General features: G+C 49.9%; 24 protein-coding genes and 1 tRNA gene. 11 read left to right on the top strand and 14 right to left on the bottom strand.

All coding sequences use genetic code 11. From position 1 onward, the window contains the following. Positions 1-76: 76 nt before the first annotated feature. Entirely contained in the window at positions 77-1,804 is a 1,728-nt protein-coding gene (locus MFP24_RS14940; RefSeq protein WP_249230948.1) for an AAA family ATPase, read from the bottom strand. A gap of 210 nt (positions 1,805-2,014) precedes the next feature. Between MFP24_RS14940 and matP the strand changes: the two genes are divergently transcribed. After that, positions 2,015-2,473, top strand: coding sequence for a macrodomain Ter protein MatP (gene matP, locus MFP24_RS14935; RefSeq protein ID WP_249230949.1), 459 nt, complete (start codon positions 2,015-2,017; stop codon positions 2,471-2,473). A gap of 69 nt (positions 2,474-2,542) precedes the next feature. Here matP and ompA read toward each other — a convergent pair whose 3' ends face one another. Then, a complete protein-coding gene (gene ompA / locus MFP24_RS14930; RefSeq protein ID WP_136168061.1) occupies positions 2,543-3,592 on the bottom strand; it encodes a porin OmpA in 1,050 nt (349 codons plus the stop codon). Between the two features lie 362 nt (positions 3,593-3,954). Next, positions 3,955-4,461, bottom strand: coding sequence for an SOS-induced cell division inhibitor SulA (gene sulA / locus MFP24_RS14925; RefSeq protein WP_249230950.1), 507 nt, complete (start codon positions 4,459-4,461; stop codon positions 3,955-3,957). A gap of 223 nt (positions 4,462-4,684) precedes the next feature. Here sulA and MFP24_RS14920 point away from each other — a divergent pair, with 223 nt between their 5' ends. Further along, positions 4,685-5,311, top strand: coding sequence for a TfoX/Sxy family DNA transformation protein (locus MFP24_RS14920; RefSeq protein ID WP_249230951.1), 627 nt, complete (start codon positions 4,685-4,687; stop codon positions 5,309-5,311). Between the two features lie 28 nt (positions 5,312-5,339). Here the strand turns inward: MFP24_RS14920 and yccS are convergent, their stop codons facing one another. Beyond that, positions 5,340-7,475: a YccS family putative transporter gene (yccS, locus tag MFP24_RS14915; protein ID WP_249230952.1), complete on the bottom strand. Its 2,136-nt coding sequence runs from the start codon at positions 7,473-7,475 to the stop codon at positions 5,340-5,342. A gap of 20 nt (positions 7,476-7,495) precedes the next feature. After that, positions 7,496-7,942 carry a YccF domain-containing protein gene (locus tag MFP24_RS14910; protein WP_249230953.1) on the bottom strand — a complete coding sequence of 149 codons (447 nt, stop codon included), beginning with the start codon at positions 7,940-7,942 and terminating at the stop codon, positions 7,496-7,498. 169 nt (positions 7,943-8,111) lie between these two features. Between MFP24_RS14910 and helD the strand changes: the two genes are divergently transcribed. Continuing rightward, positions 8,112-10,166, top strand: coding sequence for a DNA helicase IV (helD, locus tag MFP24_RS14905; protein WP_249230954.1), 2,055 nt, complete (start codon positions 8,112-8,114; stop codon positions 10,164-10,166). A 57-nt stretch (positions 10,167-10,223) separates the two neighbouring features. On the opposite strand, the gene MFP24_RS14900 is transcribed toward helD, so the two are convergent. Continuing rightward, positions 10,224-10,682 carry a methylglyoxal synthase gene (locus MFP24_RS14900; protein ID WP_249230955.1) on the bottom strand — a complete coding sequence of 153 codons (459 nt, stop codon included), beginning with the start codon at positions 10,680-10,682 and terminating at the stop codon, positions 10,224-10,226. A gap of 232 nt (positions 10,683-10,914) precedes the next feature. On the opposite strand from MFP24_RS14900, the gene MFP24_RS14895 reads away from it, so the two are divergent. After that, complete coding sequence (locus tag MFP24_RS14895; RefSeq protein WP_249231153.1) at positions 10,915-11,328, top strand: CoA-binding protein; 414 nt, start codon at positions 10,915-10,917, stop codon at positions 11,326-11,328. 67 nt (positions 11,329-11,395) lie between these two features. Here the strand turns inward: MFP24_RS14895 and hspQ are convergent, their stop codons facing one another. Next, complete coding sequence (gene hspQ, locus MFP24_RS14890) at positions 11,396-11,704, bottom strand: heat shock protein HspQ (protein ID WP_249230956.1); 309 nt, start codon at positions 11,702-11,704, stop codon at positions 11,396-11,398. Between the two features lie 198 nt (positions 11,705-11,902). On the opposite strand from hspQ, the gene yccX reads away from it, so the two are divergent. After that, positions 11,903-12,181 (top strand): acylphosphatase, encoded by a 279-nt coding sequence (yccX, locus tag MFP24_RS14885; RefSeq protein WP_249230957.1) that lies wholly within the window; start codon positions 11,903-11,905, stop codon positions 12,179-12,181. A 3-nt stretch (positions 12,182-12,184) separates the two neighbouring features. Here yccX and tusE read toward each other — a convergent pair whose 3' ends face one another. Further along, positions 12,185-12,514: a sulfurtransferase TusE gene (gene tusE / locus MFP24_RS14880; RefSeq protein WP_249230958.1), complete on the bottom strand. Its 330-nt coding sequence runs from the start codon at positions 12,512-12,514 to the stop codon at positions 12,185-12,187. 121 nt (positions 12,515-12,635) lie between these two features. Next, positions 12,636-13,295: an FtsH protease modulator YccA gene (gene yccA, locus MFP24_RS14875; protein ID WP_136168051.1), complete on the bottom strand. Its 660-nt coding sequence runs from the start codon at positions 13,293-13,295 to the stop codon at positions 12,636-12,638. Between the two features lie 224 nt (positions 13,296-13,519). Here yccA and MFP24_RS14870 point away from each other — a divergent pair. Together MFP24_RS14870 and MFP24_RS14865 are read left to right on the top strand one after the other, a co-directional pair. Next, a tRNA-Ser gene (locus MFP24_RS14870) sits at positions 13,520-13,607 on the top strand. Positions 13,608-13,844: 237 nt separating this feature from the next. Continuing rightward, complete coding sequence (locus MFP24_RS14865) at positions 13,845-14,477, top strand: acyl-homoserine-lactone synthase (RefSeq protein ID WP_249230959.1); 633 nt, start codon at positions 13,845-13,847, stop codon at positions 14,475-14,477. On the opposite strand, the gene MFP24_RS14860 is transcribed toward MFP24_RS14865, so the two are convergent. The 3 genes from MFP24_RS14860 to MFP24_RS14850 form a co-directional block, all read right to left on the bottom strand. Then, complete coding sequence (locus tag MFP24_RS14860; protein WP_249230960.1) at positions 14,449-15,198, bottom strand: LuxR family transcriptional regulator; 750 nt, start codon at positions 15,196-15,198, stop codon at positions 14,449-14,451. The two genes, MFP24_RS14865 and MFP24_RS14860, sit on opposite strands and share 29 nt — an antisense overlap. A 576-nt stretch (positions 15,199-15,774) precedes the next feature. Beyond that, positions 15,775-15,951 carry a YnfU family zinc-binding protein gene (locus tag MFP24_RS14855; RefSeq protein ID WP_249230961.1) on the bottom strand — a complete coding sequence of 59 codons (177 nt, stop codon included), beginning with the start codon at positions 15,949-15,951 and terminating at the stop codon, positions 15,775-15,777. Between the two features lie 416 nt (positions 15,952-16,367). Further along, positions 16,368-16,622: a biofilm/acid-resistance regulator YmgB/AriR gene (locus MFP24_RS14850; RefSeq protein WP_249230962.1), complete on the bottom strand. Its 255-nt coding sequence runs from the start codon at positions 16,620-16,622 to the stop codon at positions 16,368-16,370. A 317-nt stretch (positions 16,623-16,939) separates the two neighbouring features. On the opposite strand from MFP24_RS14850, the gene MFP24_RS14845 reads away from it, so the two are divergent. Beyond that, positions 16,940-17,461: an isochorismatase family protein gene (locus MFP24_RS14845; RefSeq protein ID WP_249230963.1), complete on the top strand. Its 522-nt coding sequence runs from the start codon at positions 16,940-16,942 to the stop codon at positions 17,459-17,461. A 115-nt stretch (positions 17,462-17,576) separates the two neighbouring features. Then, positions 17,577-18,005 carry a universal stress protein gene (locus MFP24_RS14840; protein ID WP_249230964.1) on the top strand — a complete coding sequence of 143 codons (429 nt, stop codon included), beginning with the start codon at positions 17,577-17,579 and terminating at the stop codon, positions 18,003-18,005. A 48-nt stretch (positions 18,006-18,053) separates the two neighbouring features. Here the strand turns inward: MFP24_RS14840 and MFP24_RS14835 are convergent, their stop codons facing one another. Together MFP24_RS14835 and MFP24_RS14830 are read right to left on the bottom strand one after the other, a co-directional pair. Further along, positions 18,054-18,320, bottom strand: a complete 267-nt coding sequence (locus MFP24_RS14835; protein ID WP_249231154.1) for a DksA/TraR family C4-type zinc finger protein — start codon at positions 18,318-18,320, stop codon at positions 18,054-18,056. A gap of 111 nt (positions 18,321-18,431) precedes the next feature. Continuing rightward, positions 18,432-18,617, bottom strand: a complete 186-nt coding sequence (locus MFP24_RS14830) for a GhoT/OrtT family toxin (RefSeq protein WP_249230965.1) — start codon at positions 18,615-18,617, stop codon at positions 18,432-18,434. Between the two features lie 217 nt (positions 18,618-18,834). On the opposite strand from MFP24_RS14830, the gene MFP24_RS14825 reads away from it, so the two are divergent. Together MFP24_RS14825 and MFP24_RS14820 are read left to right on the top strand one after the other, a co-directional pair. Beyond that, positions 18,835-19,107 (top strand): hypothetical protein, encoded by a 273-nt coding sequence (locus tag MFP24_RS14825; protein ID WP_249230966.1) that lies wholly within the window; start codon positions 18,835-18,837, stop codon positions 19,105-19,107. 171 nt (positions 19,108-19,278) lie between these two features. After that, positions 19,279-19,545, top strand: a complete 267-nt coding sequence (locus MFP24_RS14820) for a hypothetical protein (RefSeq protein ID WP_249230967.1) — start codon at positions 19,279-19,281, stop codon at positions 19,543-19,545. Positions 19,546-20,080: the final 535 nt, after the last annotated feature.

Genomic DNA, 20,080 nt, shown 5'->3' with positions numbered 1-20,080 from the left:
TGTTTTAGTGAAGCACGCAGGTTAGCGTACAGATGTACGCTGAGCAAGTCCGTTACGTCTGGTTAAACCAGTTTGCTTAACGGAAAAACCACGGGAAACGCCGTCGTTCCTGCGGGTTGAGTTGGCCGATTCTTTCACGGATAGCGGCCAGCAAATTGGGCTGGTGAGTATCGTCGTAAGCCAGGTTTGTCAGTAATGATATCGCCTCCGGCGCGTTTTCCACCGGGAAGAGATGGAACTGGCCTTCGCGAACGGCGGCTACGACCTCTTCTTGCAGACATAAGTGACGCAGATTGGCCGCAGGTAGAATTACCCCCTGTTGCCCGGTTAAACCGCGACGCTGGCAAACTTCAAAGAAGCCTTCAATTTTTTCATTTACCCCGCCGATAGGCTGCACATGCCCGAATTGATCAACCGAACCGGTTACGGCAATCTGCTGATTAATCGGCTGCATGGCGAGGGCGCTGATCAGCGCGCTCAGTTCCGCCAGCGAAGCGCTATCGCCGTCAACTTCGCCATAGGATTGTTCAAAAACAATGGAGGCGGAGAAGGGAAGCTGTTGGTCGAGCTCTAATTCGGATATCAGGAACGCCTGCATAATCATCATGCCTTTGGCATGCAGATTTCCGCCAAGTTCGGCCTTGCGCTCAACATCGGTGAATTCGCCGTCACCGGGATGGACCACGCAACTGATGCGAGTCGGTTCGCCAAACGTCAGCGGGTAACCAGGATATTCCAGTACGGAAAGCCCGTTGACCTGCCCGATAACATAACCATCCGTTTCAATCAGGATTTGGCCCAGTTCAATTTCATCCTGCATACGTTCGCGCAGATAGCCCTCGCGCCAGCGGCGGGCGGTTACCGCGTCGATAAGCGTCTGAGCATTGATTTCCTGGCTTTGCGTATATAGAGCGGCATGCTTAAGCTCGTGGGTCAGCCATAGCGGACATAATGGCAGGCTACCTTGATCGCCGCTGTAGCGTACGGCCAGCTTAAAGAATTCAGGCCATGCATCGGCAGTCAGCATGGGCAGATGATTTTCCCGGCACAGTGAATTGATATAGGCGCACCAGCGCGCCATATCGTCGCTTTCAATCAGCTGTAGCTGTGTTTCAAATTCACCGTATACGGACACCGAGCCCAATTCCGGCTCCATGTCATGGATATCGCCTAAACTTTCCCGATCGCCGAGAATGATTAAGCGAATATCCATCGGCATGGGCGGAATATCGACGGGCAGCGGTTTGCGTTCATCAGGGGAAAGCCAGCGATATACCCTTTCGGCAATAATTTGCTTCAGGCGTAACCACATTAACGGCTGTGCCAGCAATGCCCTGGCGGAAAGAATCAGCGTGCCGCCGTTTACCTGATGGATCAATCCTGGATGGAGGGTGACTTCATCGCGAAAATAACGCACACATCCAAATAGTTGCTCTGCTTCAATCCATTCCTGACTGCAACAGGTGCTCTGTGAGGCAAAATTGTCACTAGCCTGGGTTGCCGACCGTATCTGAATATCGCTGCCTGCTACGATGTATTGACTGCCGTACAACGCGTCGGATTCAGGTCGGATGGCTTTCACGGCTCGTTCAATCAGCGCTATGTATTCGCTATTCTCCTGGGCTTTCAGCAGCATAAAGCGCGAAGGCGCGCGCGGGTGGCAAAAAAGCATCAAACTGTCGGCCAAACGCGGTTGGATAGCGGAAAATTCAGCAGAAGTAAGCTGTGCGGCCTGGTTGAATAACGTTTGATAAGGCGTATGGTTGGGCAGCAAATGCTGCCATGCGAGTCGGTTACTGGTCAAAGTGTCAAATATAATCGTCTAAAGGAAAAGCGTGATTATACAAGAATAATGCGGGCTGCACATGCGAAGCGTCATATGATAAAAAATGACCGCGCTCAATTAGCCAGATTTGGGCAAAAAACAGTCTTAAAAATAGCCAGAGAGTGGTGAAAGGCGGAAAAAAACTGCTATGCTAAGGCCAACGTTACGCGGTCACTGAAGACATATAGTATGAAATATCAACAATTAGAAAATCTTGAGTGCGGATGGAAATGGAAATACCTGGTTAAGAAGCACCGGGAAGGTGAGCAGATTAGCCGTTTCCTGGAGCTTAGCGCTGCTGAGGAGTCGGTGAATTTACTGCTGAAACTGGAAAATCAGCCGGTAAAGGTATTGGAATGGATCGAACAGTGTATGAATCCTGCGCTGGAAAACCGCATGAAGCAAACTATTCGTGCGCGGCGTAAACGTCATTTTGATGCCGAGCATCAGCATACCCGTAAGAAATCGATCGATTTGGAATATCTTGTCTGGCAACGTCTGGCGGGACTGGCGCAAAGGCGGGGTAGCACGTTATCGGATACCATTGTGCAACTGATTGAGGATGCCGAGCATAAAGAAAAATATGCCAGCCAGATGTCGCTGTTGAAACAGGATCTCAAGGCGATTCTGAATAAAGAAAGCGACTAGCTAAATACGGTTATTTGCTTATAAATTAAAAAAACCTCGCCGAAGCGAGGTTTTTTTCAGCGATAACAATTAAGCCTGAGGCTGAGTTACCACGTCTTTGATGCCTTTAACTTCGATCTCTACACGGCGATCCGGTGCCAGGCAGTCGATCAGCGCAGCGCGAGGTTTCACGTTGTCGCAGGTAGAACCGGTAACCGGGTCTGCTTCACCGTGGCCGCGAGCGGAGATTTTGTCTGCCGGGATACCTTTGGAAATCAGGTAATCGACAACGCTCTGTGCGCGTTTTTCAGACAGCGCCTGGTTGTACTGGTCGGAACCAATACGGTCAGTGAAGCCCAGAACGACAACGGAGCCGTCTTTCGGATCCAGAGAACTCAACTGGGAGTACAGCTGATCCAGTGATTGCTGGCCTTCCGCTTTCAGCGTGGATTTGTTGAAGTTGAACAGTACGTCAGACTTCAGGGTGAAACGCTTGGTTTCAACCACTGGAGCCGGTGCCGGGGCCGGAGCCGGGGCTACGTAGTTGTCATCTTGACCGAAACGGTAAGAAACACCAACGCTCAACAGGCCATTGTCAGGACGGCCGCCAACGGTAGCTGCATCGCCGATGTTGTTAACCCATTGGTATTCCAGACGAGTTGCCCAGTTTTTGTCGATGGCATATTCCAAACCGGCGGCAGCCAGCGGAGATACGCCGGTGTCGTTGTTGCTGTGCCCGACGTCATCACTGCTATCGACACGCCAAATGAAACCACCCAGACGGGTATAAACGTCCAGATCGGTGGCGACCGGATAGCTCAGTTTAGCCGCCAGTTGAACGCCTTGCGCTCTGAAGTCGCCGTGGTTGGCGCCGGTATATTTCATACGGCCCAGCCAGTCATAACCCAGTTCAAAGCCTAAATACTGATTGGCCTGGTAACCGAGGAACGCACCAGCACCCAGTTGGCTTTCATCCGGGTTGTTGGTTACTCGATAACCATTGCCATACAGAGCGGTATCGTGGTACTGGGACCAGCCCAGTTTACCACCGGTGTACCAGGTATTATCTTTAGGTGCGGCTTGAGCTACGGTAGCGAAGCCCGCCAGTGCCACTGCAATTGCGATAGCTGTTTTTTTCATTTTACGCCTCATTATCATCCAAACCGGCAATTAACGCGGAAGGTTAATAGACCTTTGGTTAAAATCCTTTAACAGGAGACCTTGCTCTTATTTATTACTCACTGCCAAATAGATTGGCGTTATAAAAGAGCAACTCCAGCGTGTTAAAGTCTACAACGTGATGAGAAACTTACAAGTATGATGTGATGAGCATCATGGAAAAATTAACGCTTCATACACATTTACTAACAAATAGTAGACGATTTTGACAGATATGGCCGGTTTTCGAATGAGTGAAAATACCAGAGAACCCCCGGAATGCGAGGGTTGCCGGGTAATATTCTAATTTTGCGCCAAACCGCATGAGAATATTCTTAATTTACTTAATGATACAATGTTGAGTGAATTTTCAGACTGGGAAGCAGTCTATAGGCGTCAAAATTTGTCTTTTCCGGACGCATGATGAAGCCATAAGAGTTTCCTGACAGGGCTGCCTGGCGCAATCTTACCTTCTCTTTTTCAGTCAAATCGTCGGGCAACCAGCACAGCACCGCACTGTAATTTCCCGTCAGCAGTGCCTTTTCCATGGCATCAACCGTCAATAGGGGGTTGATATGATTTAGCTGAACGATTTTATCCAGCGGCAGTCCAGACTGCTGCAACCAGGGGCGGCTAAGCTTCTGTTGGGGAGACAGCCAAAGCAGCCAGCGTGATTGCGCGCCTAACTGTTGCAAGAGCGGCAGCAGCAAATAGGTAACTATGGGTTGATCGGCATTGTAGACGATTTCGCTGATCATTCCACCGTTAGCCACAGAAGACGCCGTGGCCGATTGGTTACCGGAAAAGGGCGACGGTTGATCGTTGTAAGAACTGAGTGATTGAGTTCGCATAATTGAGTTCCACCCATAGCATTACTGTATGCACATACAGTATCTCCTGTATGGATGAAAATCAACCTGATTTTTTCAAAGCGCCTCGCATATTCAGCATGCAACGCTCGACAAGCCTATTTTATGTTTGAAGCTGCCTTTGCCCTGTGATTAATTACATGTTCCTGTAATTGATAATCCAATCTGACAGGGACAGATTATTTCAATACTAAGGATTACAGTAATGAAACAGTTAAGCGAAAAAAGGATTTTACAGTCTAAATGTCATTTTGCGTCTTTGGGGGAGATCACCTCGCGCTCCCAGTTTGGCGGCTACAGCATCGCAGCAAATAAAATTATTTTTGGGGTTGTGTCGGGGGGCGAACTCTATCTGCGCGCCGGCAAGAACGATGAAAAGCATTTTCGCGACCGCAATATGCCTCATCTGGTTTATACCAAGCGCGGAATGCCGTTTCCGTTGAATTATTACCTTGTCGATGAATCGCTATGGGAAAACCATGCGCAGCTGTTGCACTTTGCCGGTATGTCCCTGGCGGGCGCGCAATATGACAAGGCGGCTCAGAGCAGAGGCGGGCGCTTGAAGGATTTGCCCAATCTCAATCACGATCTTGAACGTCTGCTCTGGAAGGCGGGTATAAAGAACATCGATGAGTTACAGCAATACGGCGCCAAAACCAGCTATCTGAAATTGCGCAAAGTCAGAGCCAATCTGAGCGTCAATATATTGCTGGCGCTTGCCGGCGCGATATGCGGTACCCATCAGGCGGCATTGCCGAAAGGTATCCGCAAAGAGCTGCTGGAATGGTACGAGCGCCATGCGTCATCCTCGTTTAAAGGGCACGATCGTTGAGGCGCGGCGCTTATTCGTTGACTATTTTTTACCGCTTAACCATCTCATTTTTCAATTGAGTAAGCTTGGGCAATAGTTCAATGAGTAGACCAATCTGCTGAATAACCAAGAGCGCTTTGCTGTCTGGTTCCGGCGACAGGGATTGGATGCGGTCGGCTATGGCATCCAGTTCCTGGTTTATACGCGGGGTTTCCGTCTCATGATGATGCAACGCATCGTCAACGTAACCAACGGTATCATCAAGTAATTTAAGTATTTCCGCCGACGAAATTTTTTCTCGATGCGCGCCTAAGGTGGAGATATAACTCAGCAAGGTATGATTAAGGCACATCAAGCGAAAAGCACCGTCCATTTTCTGTTTGATGTGATGCGGTTCCGACGACATGTTGGAAACCACGGACGCTAATTCCGCATCGCAGTTGTGAGCATCCCGGCGGGCAATGCGGTATGCCAGGCTATTATCTTTACCCTGGCGGTATTGCGCCATCACCGCGGCAAGATATCGGCAATTGGCATCCAGCGTTTTATTGATAACGGCAGGTAGCCCGCGAAAGCGCCAGTCCGGCCAGATAAAGCTTACCGCCGCCCAGGCGATGGCGCACCCGATCAGGGTATCGATGACGCGCGGCGCCGCAACCTCAAAGCCTTCGCCCAGCAGATTGAAGCACAACAGCACCAATAGCGTAATAAACATGGTGGCGTGCGCATACTGCACGTGGCGAAAAGCAAAAAACAGCACGCCGCTGATCACGATAAGCGTCAGTTGCCCTTCAAGGGAGGGAACGAAGTATAAAATGGGCAGGCCGAGCAAAATACCTGTCAACGTACCGATGATTCTCAGGGCCAGCCGCCGTCGCGTTGCATTATAGTTGGGCTGACAAACAAACAGGCTCGTCAGCAGGATCCAATATCCATGCTGCATGCCGGTAATCTGAATAAAGGCATAGCCGCTGCAAAGCAACACCGACATGCGAACGGCATGACGAAACAGCGCCGACTGCGGCGTCAGATGGCGACCGAACCTTAGCCGAATATCGCTCCAACCGGTAATCTTGTCATCCGCCAGCGTATTTTCCGGATTGTTTTCCTGTTCGATGGTTTGTTCCGATTCAATGGTCGCCAGCTGCGCGTCGATGGCCCGCAAATTATTCAGAAGGTACTGTAACGCCTTGATTTGCGAGGCGTCGGCACCCTGGCTTGCAGTAATACGCGCCAGCGCTGATTCAAGATGGACGAAGGCGCGTTCAATACGGCTATCATGCTGATATTTTTGATGGAATAAGATAGACTGCGCCAGTTGCTGGCAGGCGCGGGCCTGCATTGAGAGTAAGCGCTGAAAACGAAACAGCACATCGCTATAGCGGAATTTTTCCCGCAGCTGCGGGTAATTGACATGCGACGAGCTGGCTCGCTCATGAATGTCCTGCGCGACGAAGTAGTAGTGCAGCGTGCGCCGGGTGCTTCTCTGGCCGCGGTCGCCCCGCAGACGCGTCAGCAATGACGATTTGGTCTGGTTCAGGGTCGCCACCACCTGACTGTTGATCATGGTGACTTCAATCAGCGGTTCGTCCGACTCTTCTTCAACATCGGGATCGAACAGATTGGCTTTGGCATCGAGATAGCGCGCAAGCTGCTGATAACACTGCGCCAGGTTCTCCTGTAGCGGGCGGATCGGGAAGATCAGGTGTCCGAACAGGGTGAGCAGGTTGTACCATAGCGCGCCTATCAGCAGCATGATGGGTTGTTGATACCAGGTGTCGTAAAGCGAAATCCCCAGCATGGTATATACCGCGATCAGCAGAGCGCCGAAGGCGATGGTGGCATAACGTTGTCCCAGAGCGCCGAGCAGGATAAAACCCCAGGTAGATAACGCCAGGCCGATGCCGAATAGCCAGGGATAGGGGAATAGCAGCTCTATCGAAACCGAGGCGATAAAGAAGCAGAGCAGGGTAATAAACAGGTTGCGCAGGCGTCCGGTCAGGCTATCGTCGAGATCGGCCAGCGCGGCGGCAACCACGCCCAGCGTCAGCGGGATTGTCGCCGTCGGCTGATCGAGCCACCAGGGAACGGCCGACGCGCCGGCAAGCGCGATAAATATACGGATGTTATACAGCCAGCTGCTGTTATAGACATAGCGGCGGATCCCGGGCGTGAATGCGAGCAACGATATATCCTCAGGCTCAGTTAACGATAGTGGCGACGGGCGTTTTCTTCTCTGGCTGCCTGGGCCATCTCCACTGATACCACGCGGCGACCGACCGGCCACAGCGCGATGGCGGCGATTTTAAAGTTGGCGATGCCAACCGGAATGCCGATGATGGTAATACATTGCGCAATGCCCGTAACGATATGCGACAGGCATAGCCACCAGCCAAAGAAAATAAACCAGAAGATGTTCAGCACGGCGCCGCCGGTGTTTAAAATGGCATTCCTGCCATCCGGGCGTAGTTCGTCAACGTGAACGGCCTCGTTGCCATAGGGCAACAGCGACAGCTTGGTGATCTCCCAGCATGAGCGCGTCAGCGGCAGCGTGAAGATCAGCAGGACGCTGACCACCGTAGCAAGAAGCCAGGATAAGGTGGTGAAAAAACCTCCCAGCACGAAATTAAGGATATTCAATACGGTGCGCATAGGTACTCCTGTATTCCCGAAACGACCAAACTCTATGATGATAAACGAATTATTACATTAACTGGCAAGATATCCTAACCTGTTTTTAGCGCTGGAGCCTAAATGCGGATAGCGGGTAAACTATGGCGATGGACGATAAAAATCTCACAATATTCATGGCGCAAAGATAATGGAACTTAAATCAACGGCTTTAGGTAAACATTTGGCGCAACACCCTTATAACCGGGTGAGGATGCTTAATGCGGGCGTCGAAGTGAGCGGCGATAGACATGAATACGTGCTCCCGTTCAACCAACTGCTCGATATTCATTGTAAAAGAGGGTTGGTATGGGGAGAGCTGGAGTTTGAATTGGCTGCCGGCAAAGTTGTGCGTTTACATGGCACGGAGTGGCAGGAAACGCAGGCGTTTTACCGTTATTTGGTTAAATCCTGGCAGGCGTGGAGCGAGGAAATGAGCCTGGTGAGCGCCGATGTGTTGCAAAAACAGGCGGACGAAATCCACGCGCTGGAACAGCAGGACGACTGGTTCGGCCGCAAGGCGCTGGAGCAGCTGCAGCAGAATATCCGCACCACGTTGGCCTCGCTTCCGCTGCCGGTTGCCCGGCTGGAATCATTTGAAATTTGCCGGGATAACCATCAGCTTTGCCAGCAGTGGCTTGAGCACGGAGCCAGGAAACGTACGGAATGCAATCAGCAGTGGATGGAGCGTTCGCTGGTGTCGCAGCAGGAATTTTTTCAATCGGTGGAAGCTACGGCGCTGAACGTCGCCCAGTGCAAGGCGGTAATGAATGGTGAAGATGCCGTTCTGGTGCTGGCGGGCGCCGGCAGTGGTAAAACGTCGGTGCTGGTGGCGCGCGCCGCCTGGTTGATGCATCGCGGGGACGCCGTTCCCGAACAGATTCTGCTGCTGGCGTTTGGGCGCAAGGCGGCGGAAGAAATGAATGAGCGAATTCATGCCCGGCTGCACACGGAAGATATTCAGGCGAAAACGTTTCATGCCCTGGCGTTGCATATCATCGAGCAGTCCAGCCGAAAAATTCCCCAGATTAGCCAACTGGAAAGCAATGGTAAAAAGCGCCGCGAATTACTGATACGCCACTGGCAGCAACAGTGCTCGGAGAAAAAGACGCAGGCCAAAGGCTGGCGGCAATGGCTGACGGAGGAACTGGCGTGGCCGATTCCCGAGGGGGACTTCTGGCGCGATCCGGCATTGGCCGAACGCCTGGCCGGTCGCCTGGAGCGCTGGATTGGTCTGATGCGCATGCACGGCGGCAGCCAGAGCGAGATGATTGAACAGGCGCCGGAAGCGCTTCGTTCGTCGTTTCAGCAGCGGATCCGACTGATGTCGCCTTTATTGAAAGCCTGGAAGAAGGCGCTGAAAGATGAAAATGCCGTAGACTTTTCCGGTTTGATCCATCAGGCGGTCAACCTGCTGGATAACGGGCGTTTTATCAGCCCGTGGAAACATATCCTGGTGGATGAGTTTCAGGATATCTCCCCTCAGCGCGCCCGTCTGTTATCCGCACTGCGCAGGAAAAACAGCAGAACATGCCTGTTTGCCGTGGGGGATGACTGGCAGGCCATCTATCGCTTCAGCGGGGCGGAACTGTCGCTGACAACCGCATTTGAACAAAACTTCGGCGTCAGTGAACAGTGCGCGCTGGATACGACCTATCGCTTTAATGAGCGTATCGGCGAAATCGCCAACCAGTTTATTCAGCAGAATCCTTATCAGCTGAAAAAACCGCTTAATAGCCTGAGTAAAGGGGATAAAAAGGCGGTGACGATCCTGCCTCAGGAACAGTTGGAACCGTTGCTGGATAAATTAAGCGGTTTCGTTAAGCCGGACGAGCGGGTGCTGCTTTTGGCCCGTTATCACCATTTACGTCCTCAGGTGTTGCAGAAAGCGGCGACAAAATGGCCGAATTTGCCTATCGACTTTATGACGGTTCATGCCAGTAAAGGTCAGCAGGCGGAATATGTGATTATAGTCGGTCTGCACGACGGTAAAGATGGTTTCCCCGCCCCCGCGCGCGAGTCCGTTCTTGAACAGGTGCTATTGCCCGAGCCTGAGGACTTTCCAGATGCGGAAGAGCGTCGTTTGCTGTATGTGGCGTTAACCAGGGCCAAGCACCGGGTCTGGTTGTTGCAGGATAGTAAAAATCCGTCGGTATTTATCGAACAGCTGCGCAAGCTGGGAGTGCCATCGCAGCGCAAACCCTGAAGCGCGGGGAATAAACAGGCCGGCGATGCGGCTGCGGCCTGCCGCTGCGAAAAGGCGTTATTTTAACCGCTCCTGAAGATATCGCTGATAGTCGGGGATGGCGATTTCGACAGGCTGTCTGAACAGCGCCGAGTTGATGAGAAAGTCAGCCGTCGAACGGTTGGTCGCCACCGGAATATTCCACACCGTGGCCAGCCGCAGCAGCGCTTTAACATCCGGATCGTGCGGCACGGCGTTGAGCGGATCCCAAAAGAAAATCATCAAATCTATTTTCCCTTCCGAGATCAGCGCACCGACCTGCTGGTCGCCCCCCATCGGCCCGCTCAGCATGCTCTTGACGGGAAGGCCGGTATTTATCTGGATCAGATTGCCGGTTGTCCCTGTCGCATAAAGCTGATGCTCGCTAAGCACGGCTTTATTGGTATCTACCCAGTTCAACAGCGATTGCTTACAGTGATCGTGCGCGACCAAAGCGATATGTTTATGCGCTGCAATGGTGCGGGTGGTGTACTCCATGGTTACGTCCTTCAGTCGGTAGGGTAAAACTGTCGATATGGCAAGACAGATTACGGAAACGCTGTTTCAGAGCAAAGCGATAAAAAGAAAAAATGCGAGCCGCCGCCGCAAATCCACGGTAACTGCGCGTAAAATCATCACTTTGCCGGCGTAATGGGTATTTGGGCAACGCCTCTCGCCGGGGGAAATATAGGATACACTATAAAGAGTGGCGTAAAAGAGGCAGAGCATGATGAAAGACAGCGATATTGAATCCGTACTGAAAACCGTAAAAACCATTGCGCTTGTCGGGGCCAGCGAGAAAACGACCCGGGCAAGTTACGGCGTCATGGCCTATCTGCTTGAGCAAGGTTATGAGGTGATACCGGTAAGCCCGAAACTGGCGGGGCAGACGTTGCAAGGGCAAAAAGTTTATGCCAGTTTGAGCGACATTCCCCAACCTGTTGATATGGTCGACGTGTTTCGTCAGCCGGAAGCGGCTTATGATATCGCCAAAGAGACGATAGCCATCGGGGCTAAAGTGTTATGGTTACAGCTCGGGGTGATAAATGAAGCGGCCGCCGTTCTGTCAAAAGATGCGGGCTTGCAGGTGGTCATGGACCGTTGCCCTAAAATTGAAATTCCCCGTCTGGGCCTGGAGAAATAAGCGCGGTATTTAACGCCGTTAGCGCCGCAACGGATAAATGCCGCCTGACCGGCCATACCGGCGCCAATCAGTGGCGCAGTTGCGGCGCTCGGCTCTGAATGACTTTAGCCAATTCATCCAATGAGGGATGATCGCCCAGGTAGGATTCTTCCTTGATCAACTGGGCTTCTGCCAGATAGGTATGAATAGGCTGCCCTGCGCCATCCTCCATTACCACATGATACCAAGGGGCCGTGCGCAGAGTGTCCTGAGCATCCAGTTCCTCCCACGCGGGGGCTTCCAGTGAATATTCGGGGTCGATATCGATAACCACACCCGGATACCCCAGCAGCTTATGACGAATCTGTTGTCCGATACCAAATTTACAGACGATCATATAACCTCCTGATAAATCTCTGACACACTCTAAATGGGGGATCGGTGGTTTTTTTCAAGTAGAGCGGGCGGCGGATAAGCTTGTTTTTGGCCCGGAATGCGACGGCTGAATACTATAATAATAGCATGACGACATTTTTCAGAAGATGCTATCAGGCCGTTTAATGAATGGCTGCATTACATAGAGAGGAGAGGGAGAATGCCGACAGTATCTATAGCCGCCTATGTTTACGGCGTGGTTCAAGGGGTTGGTTTTCGTTACAGTACCCAGCATCGGGCCGCGCAGTTGGGGCTTAGCGGCTATGTTCGCAACAGCAGCGACGGCAGCGTGGAAGTTATCGCCTGCGGGGAACATCAGGCGGTTGAACAATTGGTTGAATGGTTGAAACAGGGCGGCCCGCGCAGTGCCAGCGTGGAAAAAGTCCTCACCGAGCCGCACGATAAATTCGATTATAAAGGATTCAGCATTCGTTACTAAATGCTATATGCATTTCACCGGCTTGGGCAGGCCGGCAATCTTGGTCGCTTGCTTGGCGGGGCCTTTGGGGAACAGCCGATACAGATAACGGCTATTGCCTTTTTCTTCCCCATATTTTTGCGCCATCGCCTTCACCAACATGCGAATGGCCGGTGAGGTATTGAATTCCAGATAAAACGCCCGCACAAATCTAACCACCTCCCAGTGCGCATCCGTCAGTGGAATGCCTTCGCGCTCGGCCAATGCCGCGGCCAGGGCTTCGCTCCAGTCGGCGCTCTCCATCAGATATCCTTGCGCATCCGTTTCAATGATACGGCCTTCAAACTCCAACATATTTCCTCAAATACAATGTGACTTCGCGTCAGTTTAACAAAAATTTCTTTGGTCAAGAATATAGCGGCAATAAAACAAAGGCCCCGCATAAGCGAGGCCTGAGGTTGATATCGGGCGACGGTTAATCGTTACGCATAATGCCCAGAATGCTTAACAGGCTGACGAAAATATTATATATCGACACATACAGGCCGACGGTAGCCCGAATGTAGTTGGTTTCACCGCCGTGGATGATGTTGCTGGTTTCCCAGAGAATCGCACCGGCGGAGAACAGAATAAACAGCGAGCTGATAGCCAGATGCAGCGCCGGGATTTGCAGGAACAGGTTGGCAATCACCGCGACCACCAGTACCACGAAACCGGTCATCAACATCCCGGACAGGAAAGACATATCCTTGCGGGTGGTTAATACATAGGCCGAACAGCAGAAAAAGACCAGCGCCGTGCCGCCGAGGGCGAGCATGATAATATCGCCCGAGCCGGAAGATATCAGCGTGCTTAATAGCGGGCCCAGCGTGTAGCCCATAAAGCCCGTCAGCGCAAAGGCCGCCAGAATGCCGGCGGGACTATTCGCCAGCTTGTGGGTCAGAAACATCAAGCCATAAAAGCCGACCAGCATTAACAGCAATCCAGGCGCCGGCAGGTTAAGTACCGTACTGGCCGTGGCGGTGACGGCGGAAAAGCCTAATGTCAGCGATAGCAGGAAATAGGTATTACGCAGCACTTTATGGGTGCTGAGCAACGAGCTTTCGCGGGTTGATGAAACAACAATACGATCCATAGCAGCGACTCTCTCTTTAAGGGGGCCATATCCAACCCCAAAGAGTAAATAGTTACCGTACGTTATTAAAGGTGTTTTACCCTTCTTTACGCTGTAAATCGCTATATTTATGAACGTTATGGCGGTTTTGCGTCCGCCTGAATCACAAGAGATTATTTTTCAGGCAATTGAACGCAATGATGCTTTACAAGACCCAGCACTCTGTTTATAGTGCGCGTCATTGCGGAGGAGTGGCCGAGTGGTTGAAGGCACCGGTCTTGAAAACCGGCGACGCGAAAGCGTTCTAGAGTTCGAATCTCTACTCCTCCGCCAAACAATTCAACGGGTTAGCTTAGGCTAGCCCGCTTTCGTTTGGCTGTTGCCAGCATATCATCGTAGAATATCTTTCCTGATTGGCGGCCTATCCGGCGTCGGGTCGCCTTCGTTTCCCCATCGTAAATCAGTACCTGACCATCTAACTACTTCCTTTAATTACCAGCTTTAACCCAGATAGTTAAAAAATATTGTAGAATACCAGCCGCAATATATAAAAAATAAAAGGGTTATGGAATGCTTGAACTGTTTGATGTTAGCTACGATGAGCTGACTGGTAAGCACTCTGATGAGCTTTACCGGCTGAGGAAAAAAACCTTCAGCGATCGTCTCGGATGGGATGTGGTGTGCAGTTACGATATGGAATTCGATGAGTTCGATAATCCCGCCACGCGCTATATACTTGGACTGTGTGAAGGGCAGCTGATTTGCAGCGTGCGTTTTATCGGTCTTGACCGGCCGAATATGATAACTCACACTTTCCAGGAATGTTTCGGCGACGTAACGTTGCCGGCCTCAGGCGTTGAGTCAAGCCGGTTTTTTGTCGACAAGACTCGCGCACGACAGTTGCCTGGCTTACGTTATCCGGTAAGCCAGGCGCTGTTTCTCGCCATGATCAATTGGGCCCGTAGCCACGAGCGCAGCGCTATTCACACCATTGTGAGCCGGCCGATGCTGACTATCCTGAAGCGTTCGGGTTGGCGGATCAGGCCGCTCAAAGAGGCGTTTCTCAATGAGCGTGAGCGCATCTACCTGGTGTATCTCCCGACCGGTTCCGAAGACCAGGAAAGGATGGCGTCCGGGTTCGCCGCCTTGCCCGGATGTTCGCCCCAGTCCGTTATCACCTGGCCGCTGTCGCTGCCGGCATAATCAGATCCAGTTCAACGCCTAATCGGATGGCTTGACGGGCGTTGCTGACGCCCAGCTTGATGACGACATTTCCCATATGAAACTTTACCGTACTGACGGAGATGCCTGCGATTGCCGCAATATCCGCGTAGGTTTTTCCCATACTGGCCCAGTAAAGCACCTCATTTTCGCGCGGGGTAAAGATGGCTTTATTCTTGCTCTCGTCATTCTGTTGTCTGTCGGATGACGCCGAGCGGGCAAGCCGGTACATCTGCTCGTTAATATCAATCAGTAACGTCTGCAAAACCCCTCGTTCGGAAGAGAGATACTCTTCCAGCTCCCCCTGTTCGCGGCTGCCAATAATGACGGACAACAGAGCCAGATTGTTGAAATGGTCGTGCAGCACAAAGGTAAAGCCGTTGACGATGTTGTACTGTCGGGATAGAGAAAAGATTTTGGTGAACTTCAGATCGGACATCAGCGTGATATTTTCGTCCCATGCGAATGCCGAAGAGCGCTTAAAGGCCGTGAGTATAACCGGATCGATGAGTTGGAAATTATTCAGGCGATAAAGTTCGACCCATTCGTCAGGATAATTGGAAATTATAAGGATCTCTGACGGATTTTTTTTGCTGACGACCGTATAGGCGTATTTCGAACTGCCGGGCAGGGACAGTTTTCTGTCGATGTAGTCTCTGAGTGTATCTGTTACTATCTGATTTTTATCAAAAATTGAAAACATGCTGGCTCCCTGAAGGTCCAATTTTCCCTGGGGGTATAGGGAACTGTACTAAAGTCTAGGGCAGGTGAGTACTTAAGTACAGCTTACGGATCTTGATTCGCCCTATATAATAAATCTCGTTGTGTTGGAGAAAAAAAACCTGACCGCGACGGTCAGGCTGCCAATTCGGCCAACACCAGGGAAAAACTTTCCGGCCAGACGGGACATATAAAAAGTTACCGATGGCCGGTATTCACATTCTACACAACTGAATCCGCTAATCCTATCCATTCAGTGGACGTGTCGCTAAGCGAGTCTATCCGAACAGGCGCTGGAAATGCGCTGCCTTAAAGCCAAAATTGCTGAACCGGAAGAGGTTGCTCAATGTTGATTATCAACCAAAGCGTAGTAAGCGAGCGACACACTCTCATTGTGCAGATAAATTAACGTTATAGCGTGGCGGGTATCAGCTAAAGCGATTTTCTGCGCAGGGCAGGCAGCGCGTTGAGCCGGCTGTTGGGAAATTTTTCGCCCAACGGTCACCGGGCAAGGGGTTATGGCGCGGTTGGTTTTGCGTATAGAGCAGGGAAACATTGCTTATGCTTTGTTGGTTCGAGGCTCCTTTGGCAGAAAAAAGTGACCGCACTTGGGGCAGATAAGCGTGGTGTTGTTACGTATTTTGCTCCGTAGCTGCATAGTAACAAAAGAGCATTCCGGGCACGTGACGTTAACGGATGTGCTGCTGAACGTCTTTAGGGCATCAAAGATAGACATACCTTTCACCAATTCGATGTACGGGTAAACATTCTAACACTTAATATGTTTTCCTGATGAAGTTTTGTTGTTCCCCCTGAAATACAGTGCATTTAATCTAATTGGGGCTGCTAATTTAGCGTATTGTTTGTTTTTTATCACTATTCCGCTTTTTACAATGAGCAATATTAAAAGCAAGCGATGCCCGCAACGGTGATCCGCAGCTGAACTGCTCAAGGAAATATAAAAATATCTCTCTCGATCAGTTTATGCTTTTGACTTTGATCGTGATGCAAGGTAGGTGAAACCGTTGGTTGTAAATTGCCTAACCGGGTTTCTTAACAACGGATGAATTAATCAAGTATAAAAGTGGATCGCCTGTTGGGTGGTTTTCAAATCGCTATTCGGAGTCAGAGCATCCTTCCGTGGTGCTCTGATTAGACCAGAAAATCATCCTGTGTCTTATGGACGACCAGTTCCAGCAGGGCGCGGTACCTGTCCAAAACGGCTATATTGGTTTCGTTCTCAATCTTGCTAACTAACTTTGAAATGATAGATTTGTTGGTAACTGCATGACCGGAATGGATTATTTCATCAACGATATTGCCCAGTAATTCCATCTCGCTCATTGGAACCGCAGCCTTATAATAATCAGAAGTCTCTTTATCGGTTTGTGGGGAATCTGTATGCATTTATTTTTCCTTCTCAAATGGAATACGCCATATTACGAGGTTAAGTAAATATGGATGAAATTTTTTGAATAAAAAAGATGACGACCACGCGCCAGTTGCAGCACGACGCATTAACTTTAGTTCACCATTGCACATAACACCAGAAAGTATAAAAAATAAAAATTGGAAGATAAATCAATCTCTGTAAACCTGAAAAGCCGGCATGATAAATATGTAGTGGGTGATATTTACCTTATTACAGTTATGTGGAGCGTACCTGCCGCTTGGAGGATATGATAAAATCGTTGATAACCTGATATTTTATAAGGGGCGAAAAGATGCAGGTTCTGGTGGTTATTGATATGCAAAATGCCGTGTTTGAGACGCCGCGTTACCATAAGGAACTGATTGTTTCCCGCATCAACCAGCTTTCAGCTGCCGCACAGCGTACCGTTTTTATCCGGCATGAGGGCGAAGAGATACCGGCGGGGAGTAAAGGCTGGCAGATATTGCCTGAATTGAATCAGCCGCAAGGGAGTTTGTTTGTTAGCAAAACGGCCTGCGATGCATTTTATCGCACATCGTTTGCAGAGCTGCTCGAAGAGTTGGGCGCCAACCACCTGACGGTTTGCGGATGTGCGACTGACTACTGCGTCGATGCGACGGTTAAAAATGCCGCCAGCCGTGGCTATGCGCTGACTATCGCTTCTGACGCCCATACTACCGCCGATCGCGGCGCGTTGCGGGCTGAGCAATTGATCGCCCACTATAATGACGTATGGCATAATTTCATCATTCCTGGTAACACCATTCGTGTGAAAACAACCCGGGAAATTTTGACGGACTGGCAAGGCGGTTAAGCAATACGCGAGCGGCTTTGCTGGTCCTTACCGCACAAAGGTGAACAAGATCATGTTACTTGCCGGTAGGGCGAGCTACCCTTTGTATAATGGTTCACATAGGTAAGGAGCTATCATGTATACGACCATTTTAGTGCCGGTTGATATTGAAGAAGATGAATTGACCAGCAATGCGCTTGTCCATGTGGTAAGGCTGGCAAAAATATCCGGGGCGACGGTGCATCTTTTTCATGCGCTTCCGGATGCGTCGGCATTTTTGTCCGCCTATTCTTTCGGCATAAAAGAGTTTGAAAATGAGGCGGTAGTTAAAGCCAACGACAAACTGAAAGCCCTTGCTAAAACTATTGATCTTCCTTCATCCCGTTTGTCATTCAGCGTGAGTTTTGGTACGCCAAGAGATGAAGTGCTGCAGTTGGCTGAGGAAATCAATGCCGATCTGATCGTCGTGGGCTCACGTCGGCCCGATGTCAAAACCTATCTTCTTGGTTCGAATGCCGCGGCTATTGTGCGGCATGCTAAAACATCCGTATTGGTTGTTCGCTAGGCAGAGCCTTGCGGCTTATTCCCGTTACCCGGAATAAGCCGCGCTGGGTTATCTCAGCTGACTGTCTTTACTGCCGCGCCGGTTATAACCGCTGTTCTGCGAGTTTTTTTTATCGATTTCTTCCTGACACTGGATGCAATACCGCACGCCGGGTAAGGCCTGGCGACGGGCCTCCGGAATTGGAACGCCACATTCATCACAGTAGCGCGCGCTTTCCCCGTTATTTAACCGACTGCGGGCGCGTGCGACGGCATCATCCACGGTAGCGTCGATTTGATCTTGAACCGCCCCGTCATTTGCCCAGCCACTCGCCATCATTACCTCCAGAGAATAGTGAACCTTTGCTTAGTATTGGGGATATTTTGGCCGATTCAAGGCCGTACGGCCAGGTGTGGAGCAAGTTATCTTCGGCGAACGCCGCAGCGGCTAGAAAATGGAGAACAGCAAAACGACGGGAAAGCTCAGCGGCCAGGTGAGCCCTATCAGCAAAGAGGTCAGGAGCCGGATAGCCAGCGACTTATCCTTGCTTAGCAGGAACGTAATCACGAGCGAAATAGCAAAACCGATGAAGTAAATGAGTTTGATTAACTCCCACGGGGTTTGAGGCGGCACGTTTATTTCCTTTTTTTCTTATGCACCGCATATTCTATGCCGTTAATATTTCATGATCAATTAGTTAACCCGGAGATTGGGCAAACCGGAATTTAAAAATAGATAACGAGCCGCCGCCGGCGTTTACATGACGAAAATATTAAATTTTTGTTACGCTATGGACATTGTCTGAGGACTATCATAGCTTGGTGTTTTATCCGATGAGAAAGGTAATAAAATGAGTGAGATATCTAGCCTGTCGTTGAAAATCCCCTTGGATTTGAAAGAGAAGATTAAAGCCGCGGCACTGGAAAATGAGGTTTCAATCAGTGCTGAAGTGACCACACGGCTGCTGCGAAGTTTTGATAAGGGCAACAAGGCGCCCGCGTCGACAGCGGTTGATAACCAACATACCGAAGAGGCGGTTGAGGACCGGTTGACTGAGAAAGAAATAAAGAAAATCAGAGCATTACTTAAAGATAAGGCCAAAGGCAGCTCCAGGAAAAAATAGCGCCCGTCTTTACAGCATGTTATGTCACAACGATCGTGGCGTTAACGAATTGTGATATGGCAATGCTATTTGCCGTTAGCTAACGGCAAAATCTGCGATATTGATATTGATCAGTAAGGTTTCTCATATTTTTGCCGATAATGATTATACATATCATTTAAGGAGGCAATTATGTTAATGGGAACTCTTAAGGAAACGCTGGTTTTTGTACAAGATGATGATGATAGACTTCATCGGTATGAGATCTACAAGAGTGACCATAAAGGTGGGTATTTTGCTGTTATCTATACTCAGCAAACCGTCTTTTCTCATGATGTCGCCGTGGTCACCTGGGTCATTGATAATCCATACTGGCGTTTAAAATCACATTATATTCCCAATGCCCGTATGGAATGCGAAGCTCATTGGAAGGAAACATACCTGACTTTAATTGCCTGATATAAAAAAGAATGACATAGGTTATTATGTCATTCTTTTTTATCTTTTAATAATATTTACCTTTCTGAATTCTACTTTAATTATTATATTTCCATCAAACACAGATGCTTTTTTTTAATTATTTATAAATTTACTCTTTATTATTTCCTCTTTTATTTTATAGTAAATAACCCTACCTATCTTTTAAATGGGTAAGTTATAAAAAACCGATCGATTAAATAGATATGCAAGCCATGCAATATAGACGGGGAAGATATAAAGATTATTGTCTGAGTGCCGATACACTTTTGGGTGACATTAGGATTATGGCGATTAGCAGTTTGCTCTGACCGGTCCCGCTTCCTGTTTTCACCGTTACAAGCGTTGTTCGACGGTATCGCATCCTGGCGTATTTTTTAGATTTATCATTGGCTAATAAATACTCTGTCCAGGATTCATGCCTTTTTAAATATGAGAAGTAAATTGGAACTATCGGTATTTGGGCTTGATTATATTTTGCTCGGTCTTGCGTGAGACCGAGTGGCGTCTATTGTTC

This window comes from Brenneria tiliae, assembly GCF_023347575.1.
In the GTDB taxonomy this organism is placed as follows: domain Bacteria; phylum Pseudomonadota; class Gammaproteobacteria; order Enterobacterales; family Enterobacteriaceae; genus Brenneria; species Brenneria corticis.
The sequence above is the reverse complement of the archived record's forward strand: the minus strand, read 5'-3'. Positions and strand labels throughout refer to the sequence as shown.

Coding starts and splice junctions, on each gene's coding strand:
- yccX (WP_249230957.1), top strand. CDS start 11,903: ATGCCGACAGTATCTATAGCCGCCTATGTTTACGGCGTGGTTCAAGGG.
- yccA (WP_136168051.1), bottom strand. CDS start 13,295: ATGGATCGTATTGTTGTTTCATCAACCCGCGAAAGCTCGTTGCTCAGC.
- MFP24_RS14850 (WP_249230962.1), bottom strand. CDS start 16,622: ATGCATACAGATTCCCCACAAACCGATAAAGAGACTTCTGATTATTAT.
- ompA (WP_136168061.1), bottom strand. CDS start 3,592: ATGAAAAAAACAGCTATCGCAATTGCAGTGGCACTGGCGGGCTTCGCT.
- MFP24_RS14835 (WP_249231154.1), bottom strand. CDS start 18,320: ATGGCGAGTGGCTGGGCAAATGACGGGGCGGTTCAAGATCAAATCGAC.
- MFP24_RS14855 (WP_249230961.1), bottom strand. CDS start 15,951: ATGTCTATCTTTGATGCCCTAAAGACGTTCAGCAGCACATCCGTTAAC.
- hspQ (WP_249230956.1), bottom strand. CDS start 11,704: ATGATCGTCTGTAAATTTGGTATCGGACAACAGATTCGTCATAAGCTG.
- MFP24_RS14825 (WP_249230966.1), top strand. CDS start 18,835: ATGAGTGAGATATCTAGCCTGTCGTTGAAAATCCCCTTGGATTTGAAA.
- MFP24_RS14840 (WP_249230964.1), top strand. CDS start 17,577: ATGTATACGACCATTTTAGTGCCGGTTGATATTGAAGAAGATGAATTG.
- MFP24_RS14895 (WP_249231153.1), top strand. CDS start 10,915: ATGAAAGACAGCGATATTGAATCCGTACTGAAAACCGTAAAAACCATT.
- sulA (WP_249230950.1), bottom strand. CDS start 4,461: ATGCGAACTCAATCACTCAGTTCTTACAACGATCAACCGTCGCCCTTT.
- MFP24_RS14820 (WP_249230967.1), top strand. CDS start 19,279: ATGTTAATGGGAACTCTTAAGGAAACGCTGGTTTTTGTACAAGATGAT.
- MFP24_RS14910 (WP_249230953.1), bottom strand. CDS start 7,942: ATGCGCACCGTATTGAATATCCTTAATTTCGTGCTGGGAGGTTTTTTC.
- tusE (WP_249230958.1), bottom strand. CDS start 12,514: ATGTTGGAGTTTGAAGGCCGTATCATTGAAACGGATGCGCAAGGATAT.
- MFP24_RS14920 (WP_249230951.1), top strand. CDS start 4,685: ATGAAACAGTTAAGCGAAAAAAGGATTTTACAGTCTAAATGTCATTTT.
- MFP24_RS14845 (WP_249230963.1), top strand. CDS start 16,940: ATGCAGGTTCTGGTGGTTATTGATATGCAAAATGCCGTGTTTGAGACG.
- MFP24_RS14900 (WP_249230955.1), bottom strand. CDS start 10,682: ATGGAGTACACCACCCGCACCATTGCAGCGCATAAACATATCGCTTTG.
- helD (WP_249230954.1), top strand. CDS start 8,112: ATGGAACTTAAATCAACGGCTTTAGGTAAACATTTGGCGCAACACCCT.
- MFP24_RS14865 (WP_249230959.1), top strand. CDS start 13,845: ATGCTTGAACTGTTTGATGTTAGCTACGATGAGCTGACTGGTAAGCAC.
- MFP24_RS14860 (WP_249230960.1), bottom strand. CDS start 15,198: ATGTTTTCAATTTTTGATAAAAATCAGATAGTAACAGATACACTCAGA.
- matP (WP_249230949.1), top strand. CDS start 2,015: ATGAAATATCAACAATTAGAAAATCTTGAGTGCGGATGGAAATGGAAA.